24 protein-coding genes and 1 pseudogene are annotated in these 24,879 nt (G+C 73.4%); 15 read left to right on the forward strand and 10 right to left on the reverse strand.

Features of this window, described 5'->3' with window-relative positions:
• The first annotated feature begins 10 nt into the window (after positions 1–10).
• The 5 genes from ABD811_RS27160 (at position 11) to ABD811_RS27180 (ending at position 3,425) form a co-directional block, all read left to right on the forward strand.
• Positions 11–601 (forward strand): MauE/DoxX family redox-associated membrane protein, encoded by a 591-nt coding sequence (locus ABD811_RS27160; RefSeq protein ID WP_344953158.1) that lies wholly within the window; start codon positions 11–13, stop codon positions 599–601.
• On the forward strand, positions 598–1,176 hold the full coding sequence (locus ABD811_RS27165; RefSeq protein ID WP_344953160.1) for a hypothetical protein: 579 nt from the start codon (positions 598–600) through the stop codon (positions 1,174–1,176). The genes ABD811_RS27160 and ABD811_RS27165 overlap by 4 nt, the downstream gene beginning before the upstream one ends.
• Before the next feature lie 43 nt (positions 1,177–1,219).
• Positions 1,220–1,624: a hypothetical protein gene (locus tag ABD811_RS27170; RefSeq protein ID WP_344953162.1), complete on the forward strand. Its 405-nt coding sequence runs from the start codon at positions 1,220–1,222 to the stop codon at positions 1,622–1,624.
• A gap of 94 nt (positions 1,625–1,718) precedes the next feature.
• Positions 1,719–2,330 (forward strand): hypothetical protein, encoded by a 612-nt coding sequence (locus tag ABD811_RS27175; RefSeq protein WP_344953164.1) that lies wholly within the window; start codon positions 1,719–1,721, stop codon positions 2,328–2,330.
• A 126-nt stretch (positions 2,331–2,456) separates the two neighbouring features.
• The gene (locus ABD811_RS27180; RefSeq protein WP_344953166.1) at positions 2,457–3,425 is read left to right on the forward strand and encodes a zinc-binding dehydrogenase; all 969 of its coding nucleotides are present in this window, start codon (positions 2,457–2,459) and stop codon (positions 3,423–3,425) included.
• A 69-nt stretch (positions 3,426–3,494) separates the two neighbouring features.
• Here the strand turns inward: ABD811_RS27180 and ABD811_RS27185 are convergent, their stop codons facing one another.
• The 6 genes from ABD811_RS27185 to ABD811_RS27210 form a co-directional block, all read right to left on the reverse strand.
• Entirely contained in the window at positions 3,495–4,205 is a 711-nt protein-coding gene (locus tag ABD811_RS27185) for a helix-turn-helix transcriptional regulator (protein ID WP_344953168.1), read from the reverse strand.
• 1 nt (position 4,206) lies between these two features.
• Positions 4,207–5,034, reverse strand: coding sequence for a DUF4097 family beta strand repeat-containing protein (locus tag ABD811_RS27190; RefSeq protein WP_344953170.1), 828 nt, complete (start codon positions 5,032–5,034; stop codon positions 4,207–4,209).
• Positions 5,035–5,128: 94 nt separating this feature from the next.
• A complete protein-coding gene (locus ABD811_RS27195) occupies positions 5,129–5,308 on the reverse strand; it encodes a DUF6104 family protein (RefSeq protein WP_344953172.1) in 180 nt (59 codons plus the stop codon).
• A 95-nt stretch (positions 5,309–5,403) separates the two neighbouring features.
• The gene (locus tag ABD811_RS27200) at positions 5,404–9,114 is read right to left on the reverse strand and encodes a multifunctional oxoglutarate decarboxylase/oxoglutarate dehydrogenase thiamine pyrophosphate-binding subunit/dihydrolipoyllysine-residue succinyltransferase subunit (protein ID WP_344953174.1); all 3,711 of its coding nucleotides are present in this window, start codon (positions 9,112–9,114) and stop codon (positions 5,404–5,406) included.
• A 197-nt stretch (positions 9,115–9,311) separates the two neighbouring features.
• Complete coding sequence (locus tag ABD811_RS27205; protein ID WP_344953176.1) at positions 9,312–9,983, reverse strand: AIM24 family protein; 672 nt, start codon at positions 9,981–9,983, stop codon at positions 9,312–9,314.
• A gap of 187 nt (positions 9,984–10,170) precedes the next feature.
• Entirely contained in the window at positions 10,171–11,100 is a 930-nt protein-coding gene (locus tag ABD811_RS27210; RefSeq protein WP_344953178.1) for a glutathione S-transferase family protein, read from the reverse strand.
• Between the two features lie 92 nt (positions 11,101–11,192).
• Here ABD811_RS27210 and ABD811_RS27215 point away from each other — a divergent pair, with 92 nt between their 5' ends.
• The 3 genes from ABD811_RS27215 to ABD811_RS27225 all read left to right on the forward strand — a co-directional run bounded on the left by ABD811_RS27215 (position 11,193) and on the right by ABD811_RS27225 (position 13,807).
• Entirely contained in the window at positions 11,193–11,918 is a 726-nt protein-coding gene (locus ABD811_RS27215; protein ID WP_344953180.1) for a DedA family protein, read from the forward strand.
• Between the two features lie 166 nt (positions 11,919–12,084).
• Positions 12,085–12,987 (forward strand): SDR family oxidoreductase, encoded by a 903-nt coding sequence (locus ABD811_RS27220; RefSeq protein WP_344953182.1) that lies wholly within the window; start codon positions 12,085–12,087, stop codon positions 12,985–12,987.
• A gap of 13 nt (positions 12,988–13,000) precedes the next feature.
• Positions 13,001–13,807 carry an enoyl-CoA hydratase/isomerase family protein gene (locus tag ABD811_RS27225; protein ID WP_344953184.1) on the forward strand — a complete coding sequence of 269 codons (807 nt, stop codon included), beginning with the start codon at positions 13,001–13,003 and terminating at the stop codon, positions 13,805–13,807.
• Between the two features lie 202 nt (positions 13,808–14,009).
• Here ABD811_RS27225 and ABD811_RS27230 read toward each other — a convergent pair whose 3' ends face one another.
• A complete protein-coding gene (locus ABD811_RS27230; RefSeq protein WP_344953186.1) occupies positions 14,010–14,777 on the reverse strand; it encodes a sirohydrochlorin chelatase in 768 nt (255 codons plus the stop codon).
• Between the two features lie 411 nt (positions 14,778–15,188).
• On the opposite strand from ABD811_RS27230, the gene ABD811_RS27235 reads away from it, so the two are divergent.
• The 5 genes from ABD811_RS27235 (at position 15,189) to ABD811_RS27255 (ending at position 20,120) form a co-directional block, all read left to right on the forward strand.
• On the forward strand, positions 15,189–15,587 hold the full coding sequence (locus tag ABD811_RS27235) for a roadblock/LC7 domain-containing protein (RefSeq protein ID WP_344953188.1): 399 nt from the start codon (positions 15,189–15,191) through the stop codon (positions 15,585–15,587).
• 311 nt (positions 15,588–15,898) lie between these two features.
• Entirely contained in the window at positions 15,899–18,622 is a 2,724-nt protein-coding gene (locus ABD811_RS27240; RefSeq protein ID WP_344953190.1) for a sensor histidine kinase, read from the forward strand.
• Complete coding sequence (locus ABD811_RS27245; RefSeq protein WP_344953192.1) at positions 18,619–19,056, forward strand: roadblock/LC7 domain-containing protein; 438 nt, start codon at positions 18,619–18,621, stop codon at positions 19,054–19,056. Before ABD811_RS27240 ends, ABD811_RS27245 begins: the two co-directional genes overlap by 4 nt.
• Before the next feature lies 1 nt (position 19,057).
• Positions 19,058–19,525: a DUF742 domain-containing protein gene (locus tag ABD811_RS27250; protein WP_344953194.1), complete on the forward strand. Its 468-nt coding sequence runs from the start codon at positions 19,058–19,060 to the stop codon at positions 19,523–19,525.
• A complete protein-coding gene (locus tag ABD811_RS27255) occupies positions 19,506–20,120 on the forward strand; it encodes a GTP-binding protein (RefSeq protein WP_344953196.1) in 615 nt (204 codons plus the stop codon). The genes ABD811_RS27250 and ABD811_RS27255 overlap by 20 nt, the downstream gene beginning before the upstream one ends.
• Before the next feature lie 46 nt (positions 20,121–20,166).
• Here the strand turns inward: ABD811_RS27255 and ABD811_RS27260 are convergent, their stop codons facing one another.
• From ABD811_RS27260 to ABD811_RS27270, 3 genes are all read right to left on the reverse strand, one after another.
• The gene (locus tag ABD811_RS27260; protein WP_344953506.1) at positions 20,167–20,853 is read right to left on the reverse strand and encodes a cupin domain-containing protein; all 687 of its coding nucleotides are present in this window, start codon (positions 20,851–20,853) and stop codon (positions 20,167–20,169) included.
• A 29-nt stretch (positions 20,854–20,882) separates the two neighbouring features.
• Positions 20,883–21,827, reverse strand: coding sequence for an NADP-dependent oxidoreductase (locus tag ABD811_RS27265; RefSeq protein WP_344953197.1), 945 nt, complete (start codon positions 21,825–21,827; stop codon positions 20,883–20,885).
• 178 nt (positions 21,828–22,005) lie between these two features.
• Positions 22,006–22,608 (reverse strand): Uma2 family endonuclease, encoded by a 603-nt coding sequence (locus ABD811_RS27270; protein WP_344953199.1) that lies wholly within the window; start codon positions 22,606–22,608, stop codon positions 22,006–22,008.
• 283 nt (positions 22,609–22,891) lie between these two features.
• Between ABD811_RS27270 and ABD811_RS27275 the strand changes: the two genes are divergently transcribed.
• The gene (locus ABD811_RS27275; RefSeq protein WP_344953201.1) at positions 22,892–23,512 is read left to right on the forward strand and encodes a DUF1707 SHOCT-like domain-containing protein; all 621 of its coding nucleotides are present in this window, start codon (positions 22,892–22,894) and stop codon (positions 23,510–23,512) included.
• Between the two features lie 146 nt (positions 23,513–23,658).
• Positions 23,659–24,879 (forward strand): annotated as a pseudogene (locus tag ABD811_RS27280) (hypothetical protein); the annotation flags it as partial.

The following is a 24,879-nucleotide window of genomic DNA, read 5'->3' on the forward strand; positions in this document are numbered from 1 at the left end:
GGGTGTCGTATTGCTGGACTGGACCGTTCCGGGTTCGACGGCGCAGGTGTGCCTGGCCGCCGTCCTCACCTACTCCTCGCTGGCGAAGATGTCCGGCCTCGGCGCGTTCCGGGAGGTGCTGCTGCGGCTCGGAGCGGGCGGCCTGGCCCGTCCGCTGGCCGTCGCCGTCATCACCGCCGAGCTGTGCGCCGGCGTCATGCTGCTCGCGGTCCCGGAAGCCTGGTGGCCCCGGGCCCTGGTGGTCCTGCTCGCCCTGGGCTTCGCGGGCGCCGGTGTGCGCGCCCTCGCGCTGCGCGAGCAGGTCCACTGCAACTGCTTCGGCACCGGCGGCGGCGGTTCCGCGCCGCTGGGACGCCGCCAGCTCGCCCTGCTCCCCGCCTGGCTGGCGGCCGCCGGACTCGCCCAGGCGGGCGCTCCCGGCTGGGACGCCGAGCGGGGTCTGGCGGTACTGGCGGTCCTGCTGATCGCCTGCACCGGACTGCGGCTCGTGCCCGCGGTCCGGGCGTTGCGGACGCTGCGCGCCGAGCGGGCGGCGTTCGCCGAGTCCACCGGCATCGGTGCCGAAGATCCGACCCGAGCGAAGGAGATGGCCCTGCGATGACCCTGGCGCTGCTCATCGTCGTGTGCGTCCTGGCGGCGCTGCTGTTCGTCGCCTTCGGCGCGCTGGTGGAGATGTTCCACCAGCTCAAGCAGATCCGCGAGTACCTGGAGATCGAGGACAGCCCGATCCTGATGGACCTCGGCGCCGCCCAGGGACAGGCGCCCAGCGCCGTGGGGCTGCCCGCCGAGCTGGACGGCTCCGACCGTGCCCTCGTGCTGCTCCTGTCCAACAAGTGCCGGACCTGTTTCACGCTGGCCGCCGCCCTGCAGGGCCGCGTACGCCCGCCCCGCCTGTGGATCGTCGTCGTCCCCGTCCTGGGCGACGCCGCCGAGTTCATCGACATGTTCGACCTGCGGGGCGAGCGCGTCGTGGTGGACGAGGGCGAGCACATCGTGAACCGGCTCGGCATCGACGCCACACCCGCCGCCGTGCTCGTGGAGAACGGGCGGATGGTCAAGGCGCACAGCGTCCCCTCGTCCCGGCAGATGTTCGCCGCCCTGCCCGTGGGCGGGCCGGCCGACGGGCCTGCCGGAGAGGGCGACACCCGTCCGGTCGCGCACGCCGCTCACGGCTGACCGGCGGGAACCCCGTCCCCCACCGCAAGGAGAGGTGAGCACGATGCGCAGACGCAAGCACACGCGCGACCCGAAGGCGCCCGGGAAGGCCACGGCGAAGGCCGCCGGACAGGACACGCCCGGCGGGCAGGAATCCGACCGCCGGGGATTCCTCGGCTGGATGGGCCGGGTCGGCGTCGGCGCCGTGGGCGCCGTCGCCGGTGTCACGGCGTTGCAGCGGCCCGCCGCCGCGGCGACGTGGCGATGCTGCAGCCTGGCCTTCGGGCAGCCCAACTGTCCGATCAACTCCCAGGGGCAGGCGTACTGCAACCGCGGCACGATGAAGGTCTGGAACTGCTGCAGCGGCTCGCGCCTGTACGCCTGCGGCGAGTGCACCAGCGGTTCCAACTGCTACTCCGGCACCTTCTACTGCTCGGCGGGCTGGACCGTCCGCGCCAACTCCTGCTGACGAACGGAATCTCCACGTGCAGTCCGTGCTGCTGTCGGCGCTGATGCTGCTCATCGCGTGCGCCGGCTTCGCCCAGGTGTTCAGCCTTTGAGGCATGTCGTTCATCGGGTACCTCCGTCCCCTGGTCCAGGGGAGAGCCTCTGACGAGCCCGCCCAGCGCCGAGCGTTCGCCTCGCTCGCCCTCGGGTTCACCACCTCGGCGGTCGCCTTCTACGGGGCGGTCCACCTGGTGGGCGCGACGACGCTGGGATCGCGACCGGGTACGGTCGCGCAGCTCGTGGCGGTCGGCGTCCTGGCCGTCTGCCTGATCATCGATACGGGGATCTTCGGACTGCGCACGCCCATGCTGCGGAGGCAGACCCCGCAGCAGTACTTCTACCGGTACGGGGCCGCCCGGGGCGCGCTGCTGTGGGGACTGGACACCGGCCTGGTGGTGACCACCTTCCGGGTCACCTCGCTGACCTGGGCCTCCCTCACCGTGACGCTGCTCGGGCTGGTGCCCTGGTGGGCCGGGATCGCCTACGCGGCGGGCTTCGTGCTGCCCAGCGCGGTGTTCGTCCTGGTCGTCCCGCGCAGCTCGGATCCCGAGAACGCGCCCGAGCCGGTCTGGCTGATGGACCGGATCAGGGACTGGGAACCGTGGGTGCGGCGGTCGGCGCCGGTCCTGCTCGGCCTCACGGCCGGGGCGCTGCTGCTGTCCGTCTGATCCCCGGCCGTGACCGGCGTCCGTGAGGCCGCCGGTCACGGCCGGAACCATGCGCAGGGCCGGGACCGCGCCCGCGGCCGGGCCCCGGCTGGGGGCCGCGGCGCCCGCGCGGACTAGGGTGCGGTCATGTTCGCTGTGACGGCTACGCGATTCGACGCAGACAATCCCGTGAACGGGCTGACGCTGGGCGAGCGGCCCGACCCGCAGGTCCCCGACGGGTGGACCACGGTGACGGTCAAGGCCACCGCCCTCAACCACCACGACCTGTGGTCGCTGCGCGGCGTGGGGCTGCGCGCCGAGCAGCTGCCGATGATCCTGGGCTGCGACGCGGCCGGGGTGGACGAGGACGGCAACGAGGTCATCGTGCACTCGGTCATCGGCGACCCCGAGCGCGGCGGCGGGGACGAGACCCTCGACCCCAAGCGGTCGCTGCTGTCGGAACTGCACGACGGCACGTTCGCCGAGAAGGTCGCGGTGCCGCGCCGCAACCTGGTGCCCAAGCCGGCGGAGCTGTCGTTCGAGGAGGCGGCCTGCCTGCCGACCGCCTGGCTGACCGCCTACCGGATGCTGTTCGACAAGTCCGGCCTGCAGCCCGGCTCGACCGTCCTGGTGCAGGGCGCGGGCGGCGGCGTCGCCACCGCGCTGATCGCGCTCGGCTCGGCCGCGGGCTACCGGGTGTGGGCCACCAGCCGCAGTGAGGCCAAGCGCGAGCGGGCCCTGGAACTGGGCGCGGACGCGGCGTTCGAGCCCGGCGCCCGGCTGCCCGAGCGGGTCGACGCGGTCATGGAGACCGTGGGCGAGGCCACCTGGTCGCACTCCCTGAAGTCGCTGCGGCCGGGCGGGCGGATCGTGGTGTCGGGGGCGACCAGCGGCCAGGTGCCGCCCGCCGAGCTGAACCGGGTGTTCTTCCTGCAGCTGTCGGTGGTCGGCTCCACCATGGGCACCCGCGACCAGCTCACGCGGCTGGCGCGCTTCCTGGTCACGACGGGCGTCCGGCCGAAGATCGACCGCGTGCTGCCGCTGGATCGGGCCGCCGAGGGCTTCACCGCCATGGCCGAGGGCGACCTCTTCGGCAAGATCGTCTTCACTCCGTAGCCGTCCCGCCGCCGGACCGAGCGACGCGGTCAGGCGTGGCGGCCGGGGCGGCGATCAGGACAGGGGCGATCAGGACAGCAGGTCGCGGAGGCGGGCGCGGGCGTCGTCGAGAAGGCCCCGCACCGCCTCCAGGTCGTGCTCGCTCAGGTGCGCGTCGCGGGCGTCGCGGCGGACGTCCTCGACGAAGCGGCCGAGCAGGCGCTCCAGCTTGAGGCGGGCGAAGTCGTCCTGGGTGCCGGTCGCGGTCTTCCAGACGTCCTCCCAGTTGCGCTGCCACTCCTCCTTCCAGGTCTGCGTCTGCTCGCGCCAGAAGTCCTTCTGGCGGCGCCACTCCTCCTTCTGGCGTTCGGCGGTCTCCCGCCACGCCTCCTTGGAGGTGGCCCGGCCCTGGTCGCGCATGCTGCGGGCGGCCTGGGTGAGCTCCTCGCGCAGCGTGCGCACCGTCTGCCGGACGTCCTGCTGCACCTCGCGGGCGAACTGCTGCGCCGAGGCGGAGATCTCCTCCTCCAGCTCGGCCAGCTCGTCCATGCGGCGTTCCAGCTCGGCCCGGCCCTTGTCGGTGAGCGAGTAGACCTTCTTGCCCTTGACGACCTCGTGGCTGACCAGGCCCTCGGACTCCAGCCGGGCCAGGCGCGGGTAGATCGTGCCGGGGGAGGGGGAGTAGACCCCGAGGAAGCGGTCCTGCAGCAGCCGGATCACCTCGTAGCCGTGCCGGGGGCTCTCCTCCAGGAGCTTGAGCAGGTACAGCCGCAGGCGGCCGTGGCCGAAGACGGGGCTCAACTCACTTCTCCATTCCGGATGCGGGGAAGCCGCCGGCGTCGCCGGGGGCACGGCCGAGCAGGGTGACGCCGCCGGACACGGTGTTCACCGACAGACGGCCGGAGCCGTCCCCCAGCTTGCCCGCGACGGTCCGGCCGAAGGGGCGGTCCTGCCGCTCCAGCTCGGGGAAGGAGGAGTCGAGCCGCCCGGCCGCCGAGTTCAGCGTCACCTCGGCCGAGGCGGTCTCCGGGACGCGCAGCGCCACCTCGCCGGACACGGTGTTCACCTCCACCGCGCCGGCCCCCGCCAGGTCGACGTCCACGGCGATACGGCCGCTGACGGTGCGGGCGGTCAGCGCGTCGACCGAGCCGCCCGCCAGCGCCAGGTCGCCGGACACGGAGGTGAACGCCACCCGCCCGTCCAGCCCCTGGGCCTCGATCGCGCCGGACACGGTGCCCACGTCGATCTCGCCGGTGACGCCGTCCAGCGTGACGTCGCCCGAGGCGGTCTTGAGGGACGTGCGGGCCGACAGCCCGGTGATGACGGCGTCCGCGGACACCAGGTTGACGGTGACCGGGCAGTCGTGCGGCACGGTGACGGTGACCACGGCGCGGCAGCGCTGGGAGCGCAGCCAGGTCAGCACGCCCTCCCAGAGCCGCTCGTGGCTGACGTTCAGCATGCCGGCCTCGTGGCTGACCACCAGCGGCGGCCCCTCGATCTCGTCCACCAGGACGGAGGGCCGCTCGCCCCCGGCCAGCACGCAGACGCTCCCGGCGATCAACGTGGTCCTCAGCGCCACCACGCCGTCGAAGTCCAGGGAGGTGGGTTCCTCGATCGTCCAGCGCGACATCGCGATATCGCCCTTCGTCCGGCTCCTTTCAGTAAACACGATATGTCGCGTCATCGGTACGTGGACATATCGCGTTCGGCGGAGCCGGGACGGGCTACTCCTCGTCGTCCTCGTCCAGCCGGGCCAGCCAGGTGGCCAGGCGCTCGACGGGCGTCTCGAAGTCGGGGTTCAGGTCCACGAACTCGCGCAGCCGCTCGGCCAGCCAGCCCAGGCTGACCTCCTCCTCGCCGCGCCGCTCGGCCAGCTCCTCGATTCCCCGGTCGGTGAAGTACATCGCCTCTCTCCAGCAATGCGGCAAAGGCGAGGGCTCCGGGCGCGGCCGCGCCCGGAGCCCTCGACCCTCAGCCGGTCGTTACCCGTTTCGGTCGGTCACTGCTCGGTGCCGAAGATCCGGGCCAGCAGCGCCTCCTGCTCGGCCTGGTGCAGCTTGGCCGAGCCGACCGCCGGCGACGAGGCCGCCCGGCGCGACACCCGGTTGAGCTGCCGCCCCTCCAGGTGCAGTGGCAGCTTGAGCGCGATGAACGGCCAGGCGCCCATGTTGGCCGGCTCCTCCTGCAGCCACACCAGCTCGGCGTCGGCCGGGTACTTGGCCAGCTCCGCCTTGATCTCGTCGACCGGCAGCGGGTAGAGCCGCTCCACCCGCACCAGCGCCACGTCGTCGGCGCCCGCCGCCTTCCGCGCCGCCAGGGCCTCGTAGTAGACCTTGCCGGACGTCAGCACGACCTTGCGCACCCGCGACGGGTCGACGTCCGCGGACGTCTCGCCGATCACCGGCTGGAACGCGCCCTGGGTGATCTGGTCGACCGCCGAGGTCGCCGCCTTCAGCCGCAGCAGCGACTTGGGCGTGAACACCACCAGCGGCTTGCCCCGCTGCGACAGCACCTGCCAGCGCAGCAGGTGGAAGTAGTTCGCGGGGGTCGTCGGGTAGACCACGGTCATGTTGTCCTGGGCGCACAGCTGCAGGTAACGCTCGATGCGCGCCGAGGAGTGGTCGGGCCCCTGGCCCTCGTAGCCGTGCGGCAGCAGCAGCACCACGCCCGAGCGCTGGCCCCACTTCTGCTCGCCGGACGAGATGTACTCGTCGACGATCGACTGCGCGCCGTTGGCGAAGTCGCCGAACTGGGCCTCCCACGCCACCAGCGCGTCCGGCCGGGTCATCGAGTACCCGTACTCGAAGCCCATCGCCGCGTACTCGCTGAGCAGCGAGTCGTGCACGTAGAACTTCGACACGCCCTGCCCGAACTGCTTGAGCGGGGTGTACTCCTCGCCGGTCTTGCGGTCCACCAGCACCGCGTGCCGCTGGCCGAAGGTGCCGCGCCGCGAGTCCTGGCCGACCAGCCGCACCGGGTGCCCGTCGATCAGCAGCGACCCGAACGCCAGCAGCTCGCCGGTGGCCCAGTCGATCGCGTCGTCCTCGATCATCTGCGCCCGGCGCTGCAGGATCGGCTGCAGCCGCGGGTGCACGTTGAAGCCCTCCGGCAGCGCGACCTGCGACTCGATGATCCGCTTGACCGTCTCCGGCGGGATCGCGGTGCCCGCGCCCGCGTGGTCGATCGGGATGCGCTCCTCGACGTCCGGCTTGACCACCGACCCCGGCTCCAGCGGCCGCTTGACCGCCTCCCGGGTCTCGGTGAACGCCCGCTCGAGCTGCTCCTGGTAGTCGCGCAGCGCCGCCTCGGCCTCCTCGACCGTGATGTCGCCGCGGCCGATCAGCGCCTCGGTGTACAGCTTGCGGACCGAGCGCTTGGCGTCGATCAGGTCGTACATCAGCGGCTGGGTGAACGAGGGGTTGTCGGACTCGTTGTGCCCGCGCCGCCGGTAGCAGACCATGTCGATGACGACGTCCTTCTTGAACGTCTGCCGGTACTCGAAGGCCAGCCGCGCCACCCGCGCGCACGCCTCGGGGTCGTCCCCGTTGACGTGGAAGATCGGCGCCTGGATCATCCGGGCCACGTCGGTGGAGTAGACGCTGGAGCGCGAGTACTCCGGCGCGGTGGTGAAGCCGACCTGGTTGTTGACCACCACGTGCACGGTGCCGCCGGTGCGGTAGCCGCGCAGCTGCGACAGGTTCAGCGTCTCGGCCACCACGCCCTGCCCGGCGAACGCCGCGTCCCCGTGGATGAGGATCGGCAGCACGGTGAAGCCCGCCTCGCCGACGTCCAGGACGTCCTGCTTGGCGCGGACCACGCCCTCCAGCACCGGGTCGACGCACTCCAGGTGGGACGGGTTGGCCACCAGCGACGTGCGGATCTTCGAGCCGTCGGGGGCCACGAAGTCGCCCTCGGCGCCCAGGTGGTACTTCACGTCGCCCGAGCCCTGGGCGCTGCGCGGGTCGAGGTTGCCCTCGAACTCGCCGAAGATCTGCCCGTAGGACTTGCCGACGATGTTGGCCAGCACGTTGAGGCGGCCGCGGTGCGCCATGCCGATGACGACCTCGTCCAGGTGCGACTGCGCCGCCGCCGAGATCACCGAGTCCAGCAGCGGGATCAGCGACTCGCCGCCCTCCAGCGAGAACCGCTTCTGCCCGACGAACTTGGTCTGCAGGAACGTCTCGAACGCCTCGGCGCTGTTGAGGCGCCGCAGCACGTGCAGCTGCTCCTCGCGCGACGGCTTGTCGTGCGGGATCTCCACCCGCTCCTGGATCCAGGCCCGCTCCTCGGGGTCCTGGATGTGCATGTACTCGATGCCGACCGTGCGGCAGTAGGCCATGCGCAGCACGCCCAGGATGTCGCGCAGCTTCATGGTCGGCTTGCCGCCGAACCCGCCGGTGGCGAACTCGCGCTCCAGGTCCCACAGGGTGAGGCCGTGCTCGAGGATGTCCAGGTCGGGGTGGCGGCGCTGCTTGTACTCCAGCGGGTCGGTGTCGGCCATCAGGTGGCCGCGCACCCGGTAGGCGTGGATCAGCTCGTGGACGCGGGCGACCTTGGCCACGTCGTCCTCGTGGGTGGCCGAGATGTCCTGCACCCAGCGGACCGGCTCGTACGGGATCCGCAGCGCCTCGAAGATCTCGTCGTAGAAGCCGTTCTCGCCCAGCAGCAGCTGGTGGATGCGGCGCAGGAAGTCGCCCGACTGCGCACCCTGGATGATGCGGTGGTCGTAGGTCGACGTCAGCGTCATGACCTTGCTGATGCCGTTGCGCGCCAGCGTCTCGGCGGACGCCCCGGCGAACTCGGCCGGGTACTCCATGGCGCCCACGCCGATGATGCAGCCCTGGCCGGGCATCAGCCGCGGCACCGAGTGCACGGTGCCGATCGTGCCGGGGTTGGTCAGGCTGATCGTGGTGCCCTGGAAGTCCTCCAGCGTCAGCTTGCCGCCGCGCGCCTTGCGGACGATCTCCTCGTAGGCCGCCCAGAACTGGCGGAAGTCCAGCGTCTCGGCGGCCTTGATGCTGGGCACCACCAGCTGCCGGGTGCCGTCGTCCTTCTGCAGGTCGATGGCCAGGCCGAAGTTGACGTGCGCCGGCTTGATGAGCGTCGGCTTGCCGTCGATCTCGGCGTAGCCGTTGTTCATCTCCGGCATCGCCTGCAGCGCGCGGACGATGGCGAAGCCGATCAGGTGGGTGAAGGAGACCTTGCCCCCGCGGCCCCGCGCGAGGTGGTTGTTGATGACGATGCGGTTGTCGATCAACAGCTTGGCCGGGACCGCCCGCACGCTGGTGGCCGTCGGCACCGCCAGGCTGGCGTCCATGTTGGTGGCGGTGCGGGCGGCCACGCCGCGCAGCCGGACCTCCTCGGCGCCCGCGGGCACCGGGACGGCCGGGGCCTTCTTGGCCTCGGCCTTCGGTGCCGCCTTGGGGGCGGCCTTGGGCGGCGTCACCGGGGCGGTCGGCTGCTGTGTCGGCGGGGCGGCCGCGGTGCCGTTGGCGGCCGTCACGACCGCTCCGTCGGTGGTCGGGGACGCGCTCGGGGGAGTCGCGGACGGCCGGGAGTCCGGCTGGTAGTCCGCAAAGAAGCTCCACCAGGCTTCGTCCACGGAGTTCGGGTCTTCGAGGTACTTGTGGTACAGCTCGTCGACCAGCCACTCGTTGGCACCGAAATCTGTGTGCTTGGGGTCGGCACTTGTGTGCGACTCTGTCGACACGGCGGAGATCGCCCTCTTCCGCAGCTCGCAGGTGTGGTCTGAGACGACTCAAGGCTACTCGCACTCGCCTGCCGGGGACGCCGCGACGGTGGGACCCCGCCCCCGCCGGCCCCCGTTACGGTGGATCTCGCCCAATCCGGCACCCCGGATTCGTCAAGATCTCCGAAAACCTTCGGCGGCCCTGAGCCGTCCCCAGGTCAGTGGGTGTGCGGCGCGACCGTCGGGCCCTCGCTGGCCTGGACGAGCACGAAGCCCTGCCCCTGGAACGCCAGCTGCATGGCCTCGCCGCTGCCCCGGCCGATCAGCGCCCCCACCTTGAAGGTGCGGTTGACGCCGACCTGCAGGTGGCTGCTCCACGCCACCGCCGACTGGCCGTCGACGAACGTGGGCGCCCGGCCGCAGTCGAGCATGACCGGGGTGCCGTGTGTGGTGAGCGCCACCCAGCCGGTGCCGGTGAGGGTGGTGTTGAACAGCCCGCCCGCGGCGATGCCCGCGCCCTGCACGCGCTGGATGTCGGACTGCAGGTGCGCGTCGTAGGCCAGGATGTTGGAGCCGTTGACGGTGATGCCCTCGTTCTCCAGGTAGAACAGGTGGATGTCGTCGGCGTCGTGGGCCAGGAACAGCAGGCCCTGCCCCTTGACCCGCATCGTGGGGACGCCCTCGCCGGTGAGCGCCTTCTTCATGAACTTGCCGATGCCCCCGCTGCCCTCGTAGTCGAAGTCCATCTGCCCCTGGAAGGCGACCATGGACCCCTGCCGGGCCAGGACGTCCCCGTTGAGGTGGACCCGGAGCATCTTGGAGTTCTGCAGGGCGAAGTGGCCGGGGAGTTGCTGCCCCTGCTCCATGTTGCCGAAGAACGCGCTGCGCATTGGCTGACCCTTTCGTGGAGGATTCGCAGGACCTTGGACGCCCCCGCCGGCCCTGGGGGTTCCGCGGGCGGTGTCCCGTGGCAGGGATGTGGGGCGTCAGCATAACGAGGGCGGCTGACGCCCCGGGGGCTCACTGCGCGAAGCGGGGCGTCTGGCGCGTACCGGCCACGACGGCTCAGCCGGCGGCTCAGCCGGCGGCGAGGCGTCCGCGGTCGTGCGGCTCGGTCCAGTCGATGATCGGCCCCTTGGGCACCACGCCGGAGGGGTTGATGTCGCCGTGCGTGACGTAGTAGTGCCGCTTGATGTGGTCGAAGTTCGTGGTGTCGCGGAAGGCGGGCATCGAGTACAGGTCGCGGACGTAGCCCCACAGGTTCGGGTAGTCGACCAGCCGCCGCAGGTTGCACTTGAAGTGCCCGTGGTAGACGACGTCGAAGCGGGCCAGCGTGGGGTAGAGCCGCACGTCGGCCTCGGTGAGCCGGTCGCCCATCAGGTAGCGCCGCGTCGCCAGGCGCTCCTCCAGCAGGTCGAGCGTGTCGAACAGCGCGTCGACGGCCTCCTCGTACGGCTCCTGCGAGGTGGCGAACCCGGCCTTGTAGACGCCGTTGTTGACGGTCGTGTAGACCAGCTCGTTCAGCTCGTCGATCTCGGCGCGCAGCTCCTCGGGGTACAGGTCGGGGGCGCCGGGGGCGTGGTGGGCGGTGAACTCCAGCTCCATCGTCGTGGTGATCGCCGGGAAGTCGTTGGTGACCATCCGCTCCGCGCGGGTGTCCCACACGCACGGGACGGTGACGCGGCCCTCGTACGACGGGTCGGTGGCCTGGTACAGCTCGGCCAGGAACGTCGCGCCGGTCACCGGGTCGGGCTCGGGGAAGCGCCAGCCGCGGTCGTCGCGGATCGGGTCGACCACGCCGAGGCCGATCACGTTCTCCAGGCCCAGCAGCCGCCGGACGATCAGCGAGCGGTGCGCCCACGGGCAGGCGTAGGAGACGAACAGCCGGTAGCGGCCGGGCTCGGCGGGGTACCCGCTGGAGCCGTCCGCGGTGATCCGGTCGGTGAACCGGTTCGGCTGCCGCTCGAACCGGCCGCCCTTGATCTCCCTGGTGATGATTCCCGTCATCTCACGCCCCTGACGTCCGTCGCGTGCTCGCCTGTCCCCACCAGCGTGCCGCCGCCTCCCCCGGGACCGCTAGCCTGAGCGACGGGGTATCCATGTTGCAGCACTTCAACGCCCTGGTGGACGGGCTTCCGCCGCTGCTGGTCTATCTGCTGATAGCCGGGCTGGTGTTCGCCGAGGCCGCGCTGTTCTTCGGCTTCGTCTTCCCGGGCGAGACCGCGATCGTGGTCGGCGGCGTGCTGGCCTCCCAGGGGCGGCTGTCGCTGGTCGTCCTGCTGCCGATGGCGATCGGCGCCGCGATCGTGGGCGACTCGGTGGGCTACGAGATCGGCCACCGCTACGGCGCCCGGCTGCTCGACACCCGGGCGATGAGGCGGCACCGGGCCGCGGTGCGCCGCGCCCAGAATCTCATCCGGCGGCGCGGCGCGTCCGCCGTGTTCATCGGCCGCTTCACCGCGCTGCTGCGCGCCCTGATGCCCGCCCTGGCGGGCAGCGCCCGCATGCCCTATTCCCGCTTCCTGGTGTTCAACGCGCTCGGCGGGATCTGCTGGGTGGTCGTCTTCACCTTCGGCGGCTTCTTCGCCGGGGCCGCGTTCGAGCACGTGGCCAAGCTCGCCGGGCGCGGACTGTCGATCGGCCTGGCCGCGGTCGCGCTCGTCGCGCTGGCCGTCTGGGCGTGGCGCCGGCACAGAAGCGAGGCGCGAGCCGAGAAGGAGGCCGAGGCCGAGGCCGAAGGGGAGACCGAGGAGGCCGAGGCCGGCGACCGGTCCGAGGGCGCCGCCCGGGACGGCGCGTCTGACGGCTCCTGGTACGGGCGGTAACGCCGCTCATGAGCACCCGGACGAGTACGCGCGGCGCCGCCGGGGGAGAAGTCCAGGGGGCAAAGCCGAGTCAGATTCGGTTGGGTGGTACCACTGGGTAACCCTCGGGTGATTACCTGGGGCGTACACACCCGTCGACGTGTCGGTGCGATGTGAGGAGAGCGGGATGTCGGAACTGCGCTACGACGGCCGGGTCGCGGTCGTCACCGGAGCGGGGCACGGTCTCGGCCGTCAGCACGCGCTGGAGCTGGCCGCGCGCGGCGCCAAGGTGGTCGTCAACGACCTGGGCGGGGACCGCTCCGGCGTCGGCGCCTCCGCCGGTCCGGCCCAGGAGGTCGTCGAGGAGATCAGGAAGAACGGCGGCGAGGCCGTGGCCAGTCCCGACAACGTGGCCACGCCCGAGGGCGCCGAGGCCATCGTGGGCGCGGCGCTGGAGGCGTTCGGCAAGGTCGACATCGTCGTCAACAACGCGGGCATCCTGCGCGACCGGTCGTTCAAGAACATGACCGCCGAGGAGTTCGACGCGGTGATCGCCGTGCACCTGCGCGGCTCGTTCCTCGTCACCAAGGCGGCCTGGCCGCACCTGCGGGACAACGGCTACGGCCGCATCGTCAACACCTCCTCGCCCGCCGGGCTGTTCGGCAACTTCGGGCAGGCCAACTACGCCACCGCCAAGATGGGCCTGGTCGGGTTCACCCGGACGCTGGCCCACGAGGGCGCCAAGTACGACATTAAGGCCAACGCGATCGCCCCCGTCGCGTGGACCCGGATGACCGAGGACCTGCTGCCCGCCGACGCCGCCGACAGGCTCGGCGTCGACAAGGTCACCCCGCTGGTGGCCTACCTGGTGCACGAGAGCGTCCCGGTCAGCGGCGAGGTCTACACGGTCGGCGGCGGCCGGGTGGCCCGGGTGTTCGTGGCCGAGGGGCCGGGCTGGGGCACCAAGGACGCCCTGTCGGTGGAGGCGATCCGCGACAACTGGGAGGCGATCAACGCCCAGGAGCCGTACATCGTGCCGAAGAACCCCGGCGAGCAGATGGGCCCGCTGATCCAGCACCTGGGCTCCTGACCGCGCGCCGACCATGGGCGATCTGAGGCTCGACCGGCGGGACGGGGTGCTGCTGATCACCCTGTCCCGCCCGGAGCGGCTCAACGCGGTCACCGCCGCGCTCACCGAGGAGATGATCGACGTCCTCAACGAGCTGATGCGCGACACCGAGACCCGGGTGGTGGTGCTCACCGGCGAGGGACGCGGCTTCTCGGCGGGCATGGACCTGCGCGGCGGCGGCGCCGGCGACCCCGGCGGCGCCCCGGGCGAGGGACGTCCGCAGAAGATCTACCGGGGCATCGCCCGGGGCGGCGAGGTGACCGCGCGGCTGCGGGAGATCCCGCAGCCGGTGATCGCGGCGCTGCACGGGCCGGTGGCGGGCATGGCGGTGTCCTGGGCGCTGGCCTGCGACCTGCGGGTGGCCGACCCGACCACCTCGTTCGTCGTGCCGTTCGTGGACCTCGGCCTGTCGGCGGGCGACTGCGGGCTGTCGTGGCTGCTGCCGCGGCTGGTCGGCCCGGCCCGCGCGGCCGAGATCTTCTACCGGGCGCGGCGGCTGGACGTGGCGGAGGCGGCCGCGCTGGGCCTGGTCACCGAGGTGACCGAGCAGGGCGGGGACGTGGAGGGCGCGCTGGCGCTGGCCGGCGAGCTGCTCGCCAAGTCGCCCTACGGGCTGCGCCGCACCAAGGAACTGCTCAACATGTCCCTGGACGCCCCCGGGCTGCGCGCCCAGCTGGCGGCCGAGACCGGCGTCCAGACGCTGGCGTTCTTCACCGAGGACCTGGCCGAGGGCATGACCGCCACCATGGAGAAGCGCCCTCCCGACTTCAAGAACCGCTGACCGCGTCGTGTGACCGCGTCCTGGGCGTGCCGTCCCCCACGGGACGGCACGCCGCGCGCTGTCCATTGCCGGGGCCATCTCCGGCGGACGGTGGCGGCGGCGGGTTCGATGCGGGCGTGGGCCGGGGTGCTCGGGGCACGACGGCATGGCGGGGTGGCGCGGACCCCGGGGCCGGATCGCCGCGAGTGGGCGGGACGTGCCGTCAGCGGTGCTCGAGGGCGGTGAGGGCCCGCTCCATGGCCTCGGTGTAGCGCAGGGCGGCCAGCTCGGCCAGGGCCGGGTGGGCGCCGATCGGGGCGGCGTACTCGGCCTGGGCGCGGGCGGCCGCGGCCGCGATGGCCTCCCGGTAGGGCTCGCCGTTGATGATGTACGGGGCCAGCGCCAGCCGGTTGGCGCCCGCCTCGCGCAGCTGCCGGACGGCGGCGTCGATGCCCGCGGGGTCGTCCAGCAGGGCGGTGAACACCGGCGCGGCCAGCCGGGAGGCCAGCAGCACGCTGGTCACCTCCGCCTGCCGGAGCGCGGGCTGCTCGCCGGGCGTGACGACGAGGAAGCCGCTGGCGGCCGTCACCATGCTCATCATGCGGATGCGGTCGGCGCGGGCCAGCCCGGCCTCGGCCAGCCGTTCGTGCAGCGCCGCGGCGATCTGCGGGTGCGGGCCGAGCGGGTCGGCGAGCAGGACGGGGGCGGGCGCGGACGCCACCGCCTCGCGCAGCATGGGGTCGATGCGGGGGTGCGGGCCGGCCAGCAGCGGCACCACCACCGCGGCGGGCTCCTCGGGACGCTGCTGGCGCACGCCCGCGAGGACCGAGCGCAGCGACGCCTCCTCGCCCTCCAGGTGGCCGACCAGGGCGGGCTGCCCGGTCTGCTCGGTCTCCACCAGCACGGCCAGCTCGGCCGCGATCGTGCCGCCTCCGCCCGTGGCGGAACCCGGGACGGCCAGGACGAGCGGGGGCGCGCCCGGGGGGAGCACGAAGGATTCGGTACCCCGGTGGCGGCCGCCGCGGGGGGTGCGGCGGCGTCTCGACGGAAGTGCCTCGGATGCCTGGGTTTCGGGACTCACGGCGGGAATCGTAACGCCGTCGGCCGTCGTCCGAGGACAGCTCGGCGTTTCGGGGCATCATCCCACAGGCCCGGACCCGGCCGCACGGACGCCCGCGACCTGCGCAACGACCGGACGACACCGAGTGTCAATTCGGATGAATTACGCAAATAAGACATCCATGTCGGGAGGTAGGGTGGGCGTTCGTCGCCGTGCCAAATGGCGAATCCGTGGAAATGCCGCATAGCGGCTGGTAATGTCTGCGGCGCTTTCAGGGGCCGGGGACGCGTCCGAAAATCGGCCGACGCGGACGCCGGGGGCCTGCCGACCGACGAGGGAAAGATGACGCACAACACCGCGACCGGTGAGCTGAACTGGCTGGTCAACGACTTCGCCGAGCGCGTGCCGGCGGTCCGGCAGGCGGTGCTGCTGTCGAGGGACGGCCTCGCTGTCGCCGCCTCCCGCGAGCTGGCTCGCGAGGACGCCGAGCACCTGGCGGCGCTCGCCGCCGGCGTACAGAGCCTGGCCCGGGGCGCCGGACGGCACTTCGGCGGCGGCAACGTTCGCCAGACCATCATCGAGATGGACACCGTCCTGCTGTTCGTGACCGCCGCGGGCGACGGCTCCTGCCTGGCCGTCCTCGCCGAGGCCGAGGCCGACGCGGGCCTGATCGCCTACGAGATGGCCGTGCTGATCCAGCGGGTGGGCACGCACCTGCAGGTCGATCCGAGATTCGCCTGAGGGGGATGCCCGGTGGCCCGCGGGCGGGCCGTCCCGCCGCCCCGAACGCGCTGGCCCGGTCGCCGGCGCGGCGCGGTGCGGCGCCGCCCGTCCACCGGGCCTGACGTTCGGCGTTCGGCCCGTCACGGCGCGCCGCATCGAAGATCGGCAACGCCGGGCCGCCATAGTAGGCTCCGGCAGACCCCCGTAGATCCCGCATTCGGGAGGTTCACCAGCATGTCGTCCCCTCGGCTGCCCTCGACCGCCCACGTGCGCTGGGTGCGCCAGCCGTGACGGCCCGGCGCCTGACCTCCATCCGGTCGAGGATCGCGATGATGCTCCTCGTACCGCTGCTGTCGCTGGTCGCGCTGTGGACCTACCTCACCGCCATCAGCTTCGGCGACGCCAAGGCCCTGCTGGACAGCGAGCGGTTCCAGGAGCAGACGCTGCTGCCCACCCAGCGGCTGGTCGACGCGCTGCAGAAGGAGCGCCGCCTGTCGCTGGCCGCCCTCGGCGCCCGCTCCGCGACCCGGCATCCCGAACTGACCGCCCAGCGCCGCGCCACCGACGGGGTCCGCGCGAGCGTGGAGCGTTACAGCAAGGACCCCGACACCCGCGGGACGATCGAACCCGCCGTCCGCGCACGCCTGGACGGGCTGCTGCGGCGGCTGGGCGAGCTGGACGGCATGCGCCGCCAGGTCGACGAGCGCGGCGCCGACCGCGCCGGGGTCCTGAACGACTACTCGGCCGTCATCGACGCCGCGTTCGGCGTCTACGGGGCCGTCACCCCCGAGGACCCGCGCATCGCCGCCGAAGCCCGCACGCTGCTGCAGCTCACCCGCGCCCGCGAGTACCTGGCCCGCGAGGACGCCCTGGTCACCGGCGTGCTGGCGGCCGGCCGCCTGACCGGCGCCGAACGCGCCCAGTTCGCCCAGTTCACCGGCGTCCAGCGGTACACCTACGCCGACGCGGTGCCGGGCCTGCCCGCCGCCGACCGCGTCCGCTACGACCGGCTGGTCACCATGCCGCAGTTCGCCCGGCTGCACGCCCTGGAGGAGCGGATCCTGCACGCGGCCGAGCGCAACGCCGCGCGCACCGGCCGGACCGACCGCGCCGAGGGCACGAGCGCCACGGCGCGCGGCGGCACCGGCGTCGCCGACCCCGCCGTGCCCATGACGCCGCCCGTCGGCGCGGCGGACTGGAACGCGGCCGCCGTCCCCGTCCTCGACCGTCTCTACGGCTTCGAGAACCAGGTGCTGGACGGCGTCACCGAGCGGGCCCGCGGCATCGCCATCGGCGTGTTCGCCCGGCTCGCCATCGCCGGCGGCCTCGGCCTGGTCGCGCTGGTGCTGTCCGTGGTGGTCGCGGCGCGCGTCTCGCGGCGGCTGCTGCGCGAGTGCCGCACGCTCACCGCCCGCGTCGTCGACTTCACCAGGCGGCGCCTGCCCCAGCTCGCCGAGGACGCGCGCGCCGGACGGCCCATCCGCACGGCCGACGAGGAACCCGACGACGACTACCAGATCGACGAGATCCGGCAGATCTCCCAGTCGTTCGCGCGCGCCCGGGAGGCGGTCCTGCTGGCCGCCGCCGCCGAGGTCGACGCCCGGCGCGGCATCAACGAGGTGTTCGTCAACCTGGCCCGCCGCAACCAGGCGCTGCTGCACCGCCAGCTCAGCCTGCTGGACGTCATGGAGCACCGCACCGAGGACCCCGGCGAGCTGGCCGACCTGTTCCGCCTGGACCACCTGGCCACCCGCATGCGGCGGCACGCCGAGGGCCTGGTCATCCTGGCCGGCCGCCCGTCCGGCCGCGGCTGGCGCCGGCCGGTGCCGCTGGTGGACGTGGTGCGCGGCGCGGTCGCCGAGGTGGAGGACTACCCGCGGGTCCGGGTGCAGCCGCTGCCCCGGCTGGCGCTGGCCGGATCCGCCGTGGCCGACGTGGTGCACCTGCTGGCCGAGATCGTGGAGAACGCCACCACGTTCTCCCCGCCGCAGTCGCCCGTGCAGGTCAGCGGGCACGCGGTGGCCAGCGGCTTCGCCATCGAGGTCGAGGACCGGGGCCTCGGCATGTCGGCCGAGGCGGTGCGGCTGGCCAACGAGCGGCTGGCCGACCCGCCGGAGTTCGACCCCGCCGACAGCGCCCGCCTCGGCCTGTTCGTGGTGGCGCGGCTGGCCCACCGCCACGACATCCAGGTCACGCTGCGCCCCTCCCCGTACGGCGGGACCACGGCGATCGTGCTGCTGCCGTCGTCGCTGATCGTCGAGCCCGAGGCGGACGCGCCCGCCCGGCACGCCGTCGGCGAGCAGGACCAGCAGTCGCTGCCGCAGCCCGTGGTCGTCGCGGCGCCCGCCTCGGCGTCGGCCGCCGCGCCCGGGCAGCCGGGCGTCATGCGGCTGGTCGCCGAGCCCTCCGCGCCGCCCGAGCCGCCCACGCCGCCCGTGCTACGGCCCGCGCCGGTCGCGCCGGTGCCGCCGATCCCGCCGAGCGCGCCGCGGGCCGTCCCGCCGCCGGTTCCGCCGCCCGGTGACACGGCGTCGGACGATCTGCCGCGGCGGCGCCGCACGGGACGTCCGCCCGCCGGAGGACCGCCCGCCGCAGGAGCGTCGCTCGCCGGAGGGGCGCCGGCCGGGGAGCAGCAGCCGTCCGCCCCGGACCCGGAGCCGCCCGTGACCGAGGACGGGCTGCCGCGCCGCAGGCGCCAGACGCACCTGGCGCCCCAGCTGCGCGAACGGGTGGACGCCGACCTGGCCGCCGCCGGAATCCGTCCCCCGGACGAAGACGTCCCGCCCACCGGCACCGGTCCCCTGTCGCCCCTCGACACCGGCCCCCTGCCCTCACCGCCCGCTCCGCCCGCGCCGTCGCCGGACGCCCCGGCCGCAGACCCCTCCGCCGCCGGCCCGGCCGCCGCGGACCCGCAGCGCTCGCCCGACAGCCTGCGCACGATGCTGTCCGCGATGCAGCGCGGATGGGAACGCGGCCGCCAGGAGGCGGAGCAGGACGGCGCCCCGCCGCCCCCAGCCCAATCCCCCCGAGCCCAGGAGGACGACAGCCGATGACAGAACCCCAGCAGGCCGGAACGGACGGCGGACCCGGCGGCGAGCTGAGCTGGCTGCTCGACAACCTGGTCCAGCGGGTGGCGCAGGTGCAGAACGCGGTCGTGCTGTCCAGCGACGGCCTGCGCATCGCCTCCTCCAGCGGGCTCGAGCGCGAGCAGTCCGACCACCTGTCCGCGGTGGCGGCCAGCTTCCAGAGCCTCGCGCGCGGCGCGGGGGAGAGCTTCGGCGGCGGCCCGGTGCGGCAGACGATCGTGGAGATGGAGTCGGCGTTCCTGTTCGTCACCGCGGCCGGGCAGGGCGCCTGCCTGGCGGTGCTGGCCGACGCGGGCGCCGACCTCGGCGTCATCGCCTACGAGATGGCGATGCTGGTCACGCGGGTCGGGCAGCACCTGTCGGCCGACCCGCGGGTGGGCGCCGAGCCGGGCGGCGCGTGAGATGGCCGGCCCGCACCCCACCGGCTCCGGCGCCGCGGGGCGCCGGTCGCCGGCCTGGCACGACGAGTCGGCCGGGCCCGTGGTGCGTCCGTACGCGCTCACCGGGGGCCGCACGGACCACCAGCGCGCCGAGCAGTTCGACCTGGTCGCGCTGATCGTCACCGACGACGAGGCGGTGGCCGGGCTCGCCCCGGGCGGCGACGCCGGAGCGCAGGTCCCGGCCGGGCCGGGGGCGGCGCCGCAGTGGGCACCGGAGCCGGAACATGAGATGATCTTGGCGCTTTGCCGTACCCCGCTGTCGGTCGTCGAGATAGCGTCGGAACTTGAACTCCCCCTCGGGGTCGTCCGGGTCCTGCTCGGCGACCTGCTCGACCGCTCGCTGATCCAGGTCCGCCGACCCGCGCCGGTGGCCCAGTTCCCCAGCGAGCGCGTACTCAAGGAAGTGATCGATGGAATCCGTGCGCTCTGACGCGGGCCCGCAGCCGGGCGATTCCGCGCTGACCGTCAAGATCCTGGTGGCCGGCGGGTTCGGAGTCGGCAAGACCACGCTGGTGAGCGCGGTGAGCGAGATCCGGCCGCTGCGCACCGAGGAGGCGCTCACCGAGAAGAGCATCGGGATCGACGACACCACCGCCGTCCAGGACAAGACCACCACGACGGTGGCCATGGACTTCGGGCGCATCACGCTGCCCAACGGCCTGGTGCTGTTCGTGTTCGGCACGCCGGGCCAGGACCGTTTCTGGTTCATGTGGGACGAGCTGGCCAAGGGGGCGCTGGGCGCGGTGGTGCTCGTCGACACCCGGCGGCTGGCCGACTGCTTCGCCTCGGTGGACTACTTCGAACGCCGCGGGGTCCCGTTCATCATCGGGGTCAACCGCTTCGAGGGCGCGACGCGGCACTCGCCCGACCAGGTGCGCGACGCCCTGGACCTGCCGTCGTACGTGCCGGTCATCGACTGCGACGTGCGCGACCGCGAGTCGGCCAAGCAGGTGCTGATCACGCTGGTGGAGCACATCATGCGGTCGATGAGCAGCCGCCGCGACCCGGGCGCGCTCACCCACTGAGCCGCCGCCGGGCCGGCCGCCGCCCCGGACGCCGCCCCGGTCGCCGCTACAGGGCGGTGAAGTCGGCGAAGTCGAAGCCGGGGGACACCACGCAGCTCACCAGCGCCTCCTCGGCCCCGGCGGGACGGGCGGCCTGCCACGTCCCGGCCGGGACCAGCGCCTGCGGCCGCTGGCCGCCGAGCACGTCCGGGCCGAGGGCGACCGCCTCCGGCGTCTCGCCGGGGCGGTCGCCGTCGCCCCCCAGCAGCAGCGTCAGCGGCCCGCCCCGGTGCCACAGCCACAGCTCGTCCGAGCGGACGGTGTGCCAGACCGACTCCTCGCCCGGCGGCAGCAGGAAGTAGATGCCGGTGGCCGCCGCCCGCTCGCCCGGGTAGCCGTCCGGGGTGAACCGGGCCGCCGCGCGCCACGTCTCGCGGAACCAGCCGCCCTCGGGATGCGGCAGCAGGTCCAGCGCCTCGGCGGTGGCGGGACGGTCCAGCAGCGCCACGTGCCGCCCGTGCGGTCCGCGCCGCGCGTACCGCACCCGCGTCACCCGCGTGCGGTCGATCACGGCGCGGGGCGGTGTCAGGCCCGGTTCCGGGTCCAGGTCGACGGCCAGCACCTGCCCGTCGGGGAACATCTCGTCGGCGATCGCCAGGGCCTCGTCCTCGGGCGCCCAGGCAGCCGCCTGGGACGGCAGGACGAACCGCGGCCCGTCCTGCGCCAGCCAGGTCTCGCGCGTCGTCAGCAGCAGCACGCGACGAGCCTAACCGCCGCCGCCGATCACCCGACCGTCAGGACGATCTTGCCGGTGGCGCGGCCGGTCTCGCCGCGGGCGTGCGCCTCGGCGACCCGCTCCAGCGGCAGCACGGTGTCGATCTCGACGCGCAGCCGGCCGGCGGCGGCCAGCGCGGCGATCTCCCCGAGGGCGGCGTGGTCCGGCTCGACGACCACGCCCCGGTGCCGGACGCCCGCCTTGTCGGCCTGGGCGGGCAGGTCGTCGGCCAGTTCGTGCAGCACCAGCGACACCAGCGTGCCGCCGGGCCGCATGGTGCGCAGCGAGCGCGGGCCGTAGTCGCCGCCGATGGTGTCCAGCACCACGTCGACGTCCTTCACCGCGTCGGCGAAGTCGACCTCGGTGTAGTCGACCACCTCGTCGGCGCCCAGCCCGCGCACGAAGTCGTGCTTGGCGGCGCGGGCGGTGCCGATCACATGGGCGCCGCGCGCCTTGGCGATCTGGACGGCCAGGTGACCGACGCCCCCGGCGGCGGCGTGTACGAGCACCCGCTGCCCCGGCCGGACGCCGGCGGTGTCCACCAGCGCCTGCCAGGCGGTGAGCGCGGCCAGCGGCATCGCCGCGGCGTGCACGTGGTCGAGCTCGGCGGGCTTGCGGACGAACGTGCGCGCCGGCGCGGCGACGTACTCGGCGTAGGCGCCGTTCGCGAACGGGTAGCGCAGCATGCCGAACACCTCGTCGCCGGGCTCGAACAGCGTCACGCCGAGCCCCACCTCCTCGACCACGCCCGACACGTCCCAGCCGAGCGTGAACGGCGGGGTGAGGAAGACGCCGGCCCGCCGGTGCTTCCAGTCGGTCGGGTTGACGCCCGCGGCGCGCACCCGCACCAGCACCTCGGTGATGCGGGGCTCGGGCCGGTCCACCTCGATGATCTTCAGTACCTCGGGACCGCCGAGAACGTCCTGACTGGCGGCGCGCATGCGTACGGACATGGTTTCTCTCCGTTCTCATAGGACCAACGGCACGGGATCTCTCCCGCACGCCGGCCAGCTTGCTACGGACGGGACGATCCGAAAAGCGGCACGTTCGCCGGCATGCGAAAAACCGGGCGGGGACGCGCCGCACCGGCTTATCGTCCGCGTCCCGGACGGCGCCGTTCGTTCGACCGGCTCACTCCATCTCGGACAGGCGGGCCGGGTCGAAGCCGATGGGGAAGGGGCGGTCGACCGTCAGCTCCTCGCCCGCCCTGGCGCGGGCGAGCGTGCGGTACGCGGCGCCGTCCCGCGCCGGGCCGGTCAGCTCCAGCAGCGTCACCGCGGGCCGCGGCTCCAGGTCGATGATCCAGTAGTGCGGGATGCCGGTGGCGGCGTACTCGGCGACCTTCGCGCACCGGTCGATCCGCTCGCTGCCGGTGCGGGGCGTGACGACCTCGGCGACCAGGAGCAGGTCGGGGCCGTAGTAGGCGCGGCTGCGCCGTTCCAGCGCGGCCCGGGCCACCTCCCGGCCGACCACGAACACGTCGGGCTTGCGGACGCCGCGCGGCGTGATGACGTCCTGTGGCGCGCCCGCCACGTGCACGTCCGCGTCGGCCCGTCCGGCGGCGTCCTTGAGGATGTCGCGCAGCCGGGCGGCGGCGTGGTCGTGCCACAGGTCGCCGGGCAGCTCGGTCAGCCAGCCGTCGGCCAGCTCGTAGCGGCGCCCGTCGTCCTCGGGCATGGCGTCCAGGTCGTAGAGGGTGTACGGGCCGAACGCGTGGCCGACGGAGTTCACCACTGGACACGTCCCTTCCCGAGCACCCGGGCTCCTTGATCACCTGGCGTATCGCGAATGTAACGGACCGTCCGCGCGGACGGGCGTAAGGCGCGCGTCCACTCCGATATCTCTCGCCTGGCGAGCGAGGTCGAGTTACGATGTATCTCGTTTGTCCGTCCAAGGTCGATCCGCCTTGACCCTCCCGTGGCGAGAGGGTGCAGGCTCGGTGGCGGCGCCGTCCCTCCGGGCGCCGTGAAACGGCGTCCCGCGAGGCGCCGCGCACAGGACGCGAAGGGGAGATGCCATGAACGTCGAGCAGCGGCCGAGGCCCGCGCAACCGTCCGGGTCCTCCCAGCGCGCCTCCGACCGCGACCGCGACGAACGCCTCGTCCGCCTGCACACCGCCTTCGCCGAGGGACGGCTGACCGAGGCCGAGCTCGACGAGCGCATCGACCTGGTGCTGGCCGCCCGCACCTACGCCGACCTCGACCGCCTCACCGCCGACCTGCCCGGCACCGACGGGGCCGCGCCCGGCGGTCCGGTTCCGGCCGCCCCGCGGGCCCGCGTCGTCCCGGGGCGCACGGGCCTGGCCGGCCGCTGGCAGATGGCCTACAAGAGCAGCGTGCGCCGCACCGGCCGCTGGCGCCTGCCCGAGCGGTACACCGCCGTCGTCTACAAGGGCGAATGCCTGCTCGACCTGCGGTCGGCCGAACTGTCCTCACCGGTCACCGTCGTGCGGGTGGTGGCCTACAAGTCGCACGTCGACATCGTCGTCCCGCCGAACGTGCGGCTGGAGATCGGCGGGCTGGGCGTGTCCACCGAAGTGCACGGAGCCGCCGCCGACCACGACGCTCCCGTGGTGCAGGTGCACGGCATCGCCTACAAGGGCACGATCGAGGCAAAAGATCAACTTCGCCTGGCCTGAGGCGATATAAACGCTCCGCGACACCTTTGACCGACGATCGGGCGGTTGTCGGTACAGACGCTGATGTGAAGCGGTTTGATGGTGTCCCATCGCCGAGTCGGCACCGACGGGTCCTGCGGGACCGCTGCGCGCGTGGAGGAGCGGGAGTGACGGCACAGACCCCTGAGCAGGACAGTGCCCGGCCATCGGCGGGGACGGATCCTTCCCCGGGGCCCGATCTGTCCGGCCCGCAGGCCTCCCGCCGGATCCGGCGGCGGCTGGCCTTCAGCGCCCCCGACACGCTCGACGAGACGCCCGCGCCCGGCGGCCGCTCGTCCCGGGGCAGGGGCGGGCGCGGCAGGAACGTCCCGTCCCCCTGGCAGCGCGCCCAGGACGCCTGGCGCCGCGCGGGCGTGCCCTGGCAGCCGGACGACGACGCCGCCGAGCCTTCCGCCGTCCCGCAGCCGAGGAAGCCGGCCAAGCCCACGCCCGCTGCCTCCAAGCCCGCCGCCCCGAAGGCCAAGCCCAAGCCAGAGCCGAAGTCAGGGGCGAAGTCAGGGGCGAAGGGGAAGACCGAGCCGAAACCGCAGGCGAAGGCCGAACCCAAGGCCGCGCCCAAGGCGAAGCCGAAGGCCGAACCCAAGGCCGCCGCCAAGCCCAAGCCTGAGCCCAAGGCCCAGTCCAAGTCCAAGACGGAGCCCAAGGCCCAGTCCAAGTCCAAGACGGAGCCCAAGCCCAAGACGGCCGCCAAGCCGAAGGCCAAGCCGCAAGCGCAGGCGAAGCCGAGGACCGAACCCAAGCCGAAGGCTGGGCAGAAGGCGAACACGACTCCCAACCCGAAGACCGCGGCCAAGCCCCAAAAGACGGCGGCACCGCAGGCGAAGGCGCAGGCGCAGAGCACGGCCGAGGTCGCGGCGGCGCGCGGGCGCAGGCGGCTTGTGGCCGCCGGGTCCGCGGTCGTCGTCGTGGTCGTCGTGGCGGCGGGCGCGTACGCGGCCGGGAGCGGCGAGGACGAGGCGGGGTCGGCGGTGCCCGCGGCCATCGCGGCCGACCGCCTGTTCGGCACCGATCCGGCGGCCGGAACGGACGGCCTGGTGCAGGGGCTGTCGGCCGTGGCGGCGTCCGGCGGCACCGTCGTGGCGGTGGGGGACGAGAAGGCCGGCGACGGCGCCGAGGGCCGGGAACGCGCGCAGTTCCTGGTGTCCGGCGACGCGGGGCGAAGCTGGCGGCTGGCGCGGGTGAAGGCCGCGGGCGGGGGCGAGCCGTCGCCCGGCGACCAGCCCCGGCACGTCGCGGGCGGCTCGGGACGGTGGGCGGCGCTGGGGCAGGCCGCCCCGCCGCCCGGCGCGGCGGCGGCGGCCGCCGGCGTGGCCGTGTGGACCAGCCCC

This window comes from Actinomadura miaoliensis, assembly GCF_039536785.1.
GTDB lineage: Bacteria > Actinomycetota > Actinomycetes > Streptosporangiales > Streptosporangiaceae > Spirillospora > Spirillospora miaoliensis.

Excerpts from the sequence above, each read along its gene's own strand:
- ABD811_RS27165 (WP_344953160.1), top strand. The coding sequence starts at position 598 with ATGACCCTGGCGCTGCTCATCGTCGTGTGCGTCCTGGCGGCGCTGCTG.
- ABD811_RS27170 (WP_344953162.1), top strand. The coding sequence starts at position 1,220 with ATGCGCAGACGCAAGCACACGCGCGACCCGAAGGCGCCCGGGAAGGCC.
- ABD811_RS27175 (WP_344953164.1), top strand. The coding sequence starts at position 1,719 with ATGTCGTTCATCGGGTACCTCCGTCCCCTGGTCCAGGGGAGAGCCTCT.
- ABD811_RS27180 (WP_344953166.1), top strand. The coding sequence starts at position 2,457 with ATGTTCGCTGTGACGGCTACGCGATTCGACGCAGACAATCCCGTGAAC.
- ABD811_RS27190 (WP_344953170.1), bottom strand. The coding sequence starts at position 5,034 with ATGTCGCGCTGGACGATCGAGGAACCCACCTCCCTGGACTTCGACGGC.
- ABD811_RS27195 (WP_344953172.1), bottom strand. The coding sequence starts at position 5,308 with ATGTACTTCACCGACCGGGGAATCGAGGAGCTGGCCGAGCGGCGCGGC.
- ABD811_RS27205 (WP_344953176.1), bottom strand. The coding sequence starts at position 9,983 with ATGCGCAGCGCGTTCTTCGGCAACATGGAGCAGGGGCAGCAACTCCCC.
- ABD811_RS27210 (WP_344953178.1), bottom strand. The coding sequence starts at position 11,100 with ATGACGGGAATCATCACCAGGGAGATCAAGGGCGGCCGGTTCGAGCGG.
- ABD811_RS27215 (WP_344953180.1), top strand. The coding sequence starts at position 11,193 with ATGTTGCAGCACTTCAACGCCCTGGTGGACGGGCTTCCGCCGCTGCTG.
- ABD811_RS27220 (WP_344953182.1), top strand. The coding sequence starts at position 12,085 with ATGTCGGAACTGCGCTACGACGGCCGGGTCGCGGTCGTCACCGGAGCG.
- ABD811_RS27225 (WP_344953184.1), top strand. The coding sequence starts at position 13,001 with ATGGGCGATCTGAGGCTCGACCGGCGGGACGGGGTGCTGCTGATCACC.
- ABD811_RS27235 (WP_344953188.1), top strand. The coding sequence starts at position 15,189 with ATGACGCACAACACCGCGACCGGTGAGCTGAACTGGCTGGTCAACGAC.
- ABD811_RS27240 (WP_344953190.1), top strand. The coding sequence starts at position 15,899 with ATGATGCTCCTCGTACCGCTGCTGTCGCTGGTCGCGCTGTGGACCTAC.
- ABD811_RS27245 (WP_344953192.1), top strand. The coding sequence starts at position 18,619 with ATGACAGAACCCCAGCAGGCCGGAACGGACGGCGGACCCGGCGGCGAG.
- ABD811_RS27250 (WP_344953194.1), top strand. The coding sequence starts at position 19,058 with ATGGCCGGCCCGCACCCCACCGGCTCCGGCGCCGCGGGGCGCCGGTCG.
- ABD811_RS27255 (WP_344953196.1), top strand. The coding sequence starts at position 19,506 with ATGGAATCCGTGCGCTCTGACGCGGGCCCGCAGCCGGGCGATTCCGCG.
- ABD811_RS27265 (WP_344953197.1), bottom strand. The coding sequence starts at position 21,827 with ATGTCCGTACGCATGCGCGCCGCCAGTCAGGACGTTCTCGGCGGTCCC.
- ABD811_RS27275 (WP_344953201.1), top strand. The coding sequence starts at position 22,892 with ATGAACGTCGAGCAGCGGCCGAGGCCCGCGCAACCGTCCGGGTCCTCC.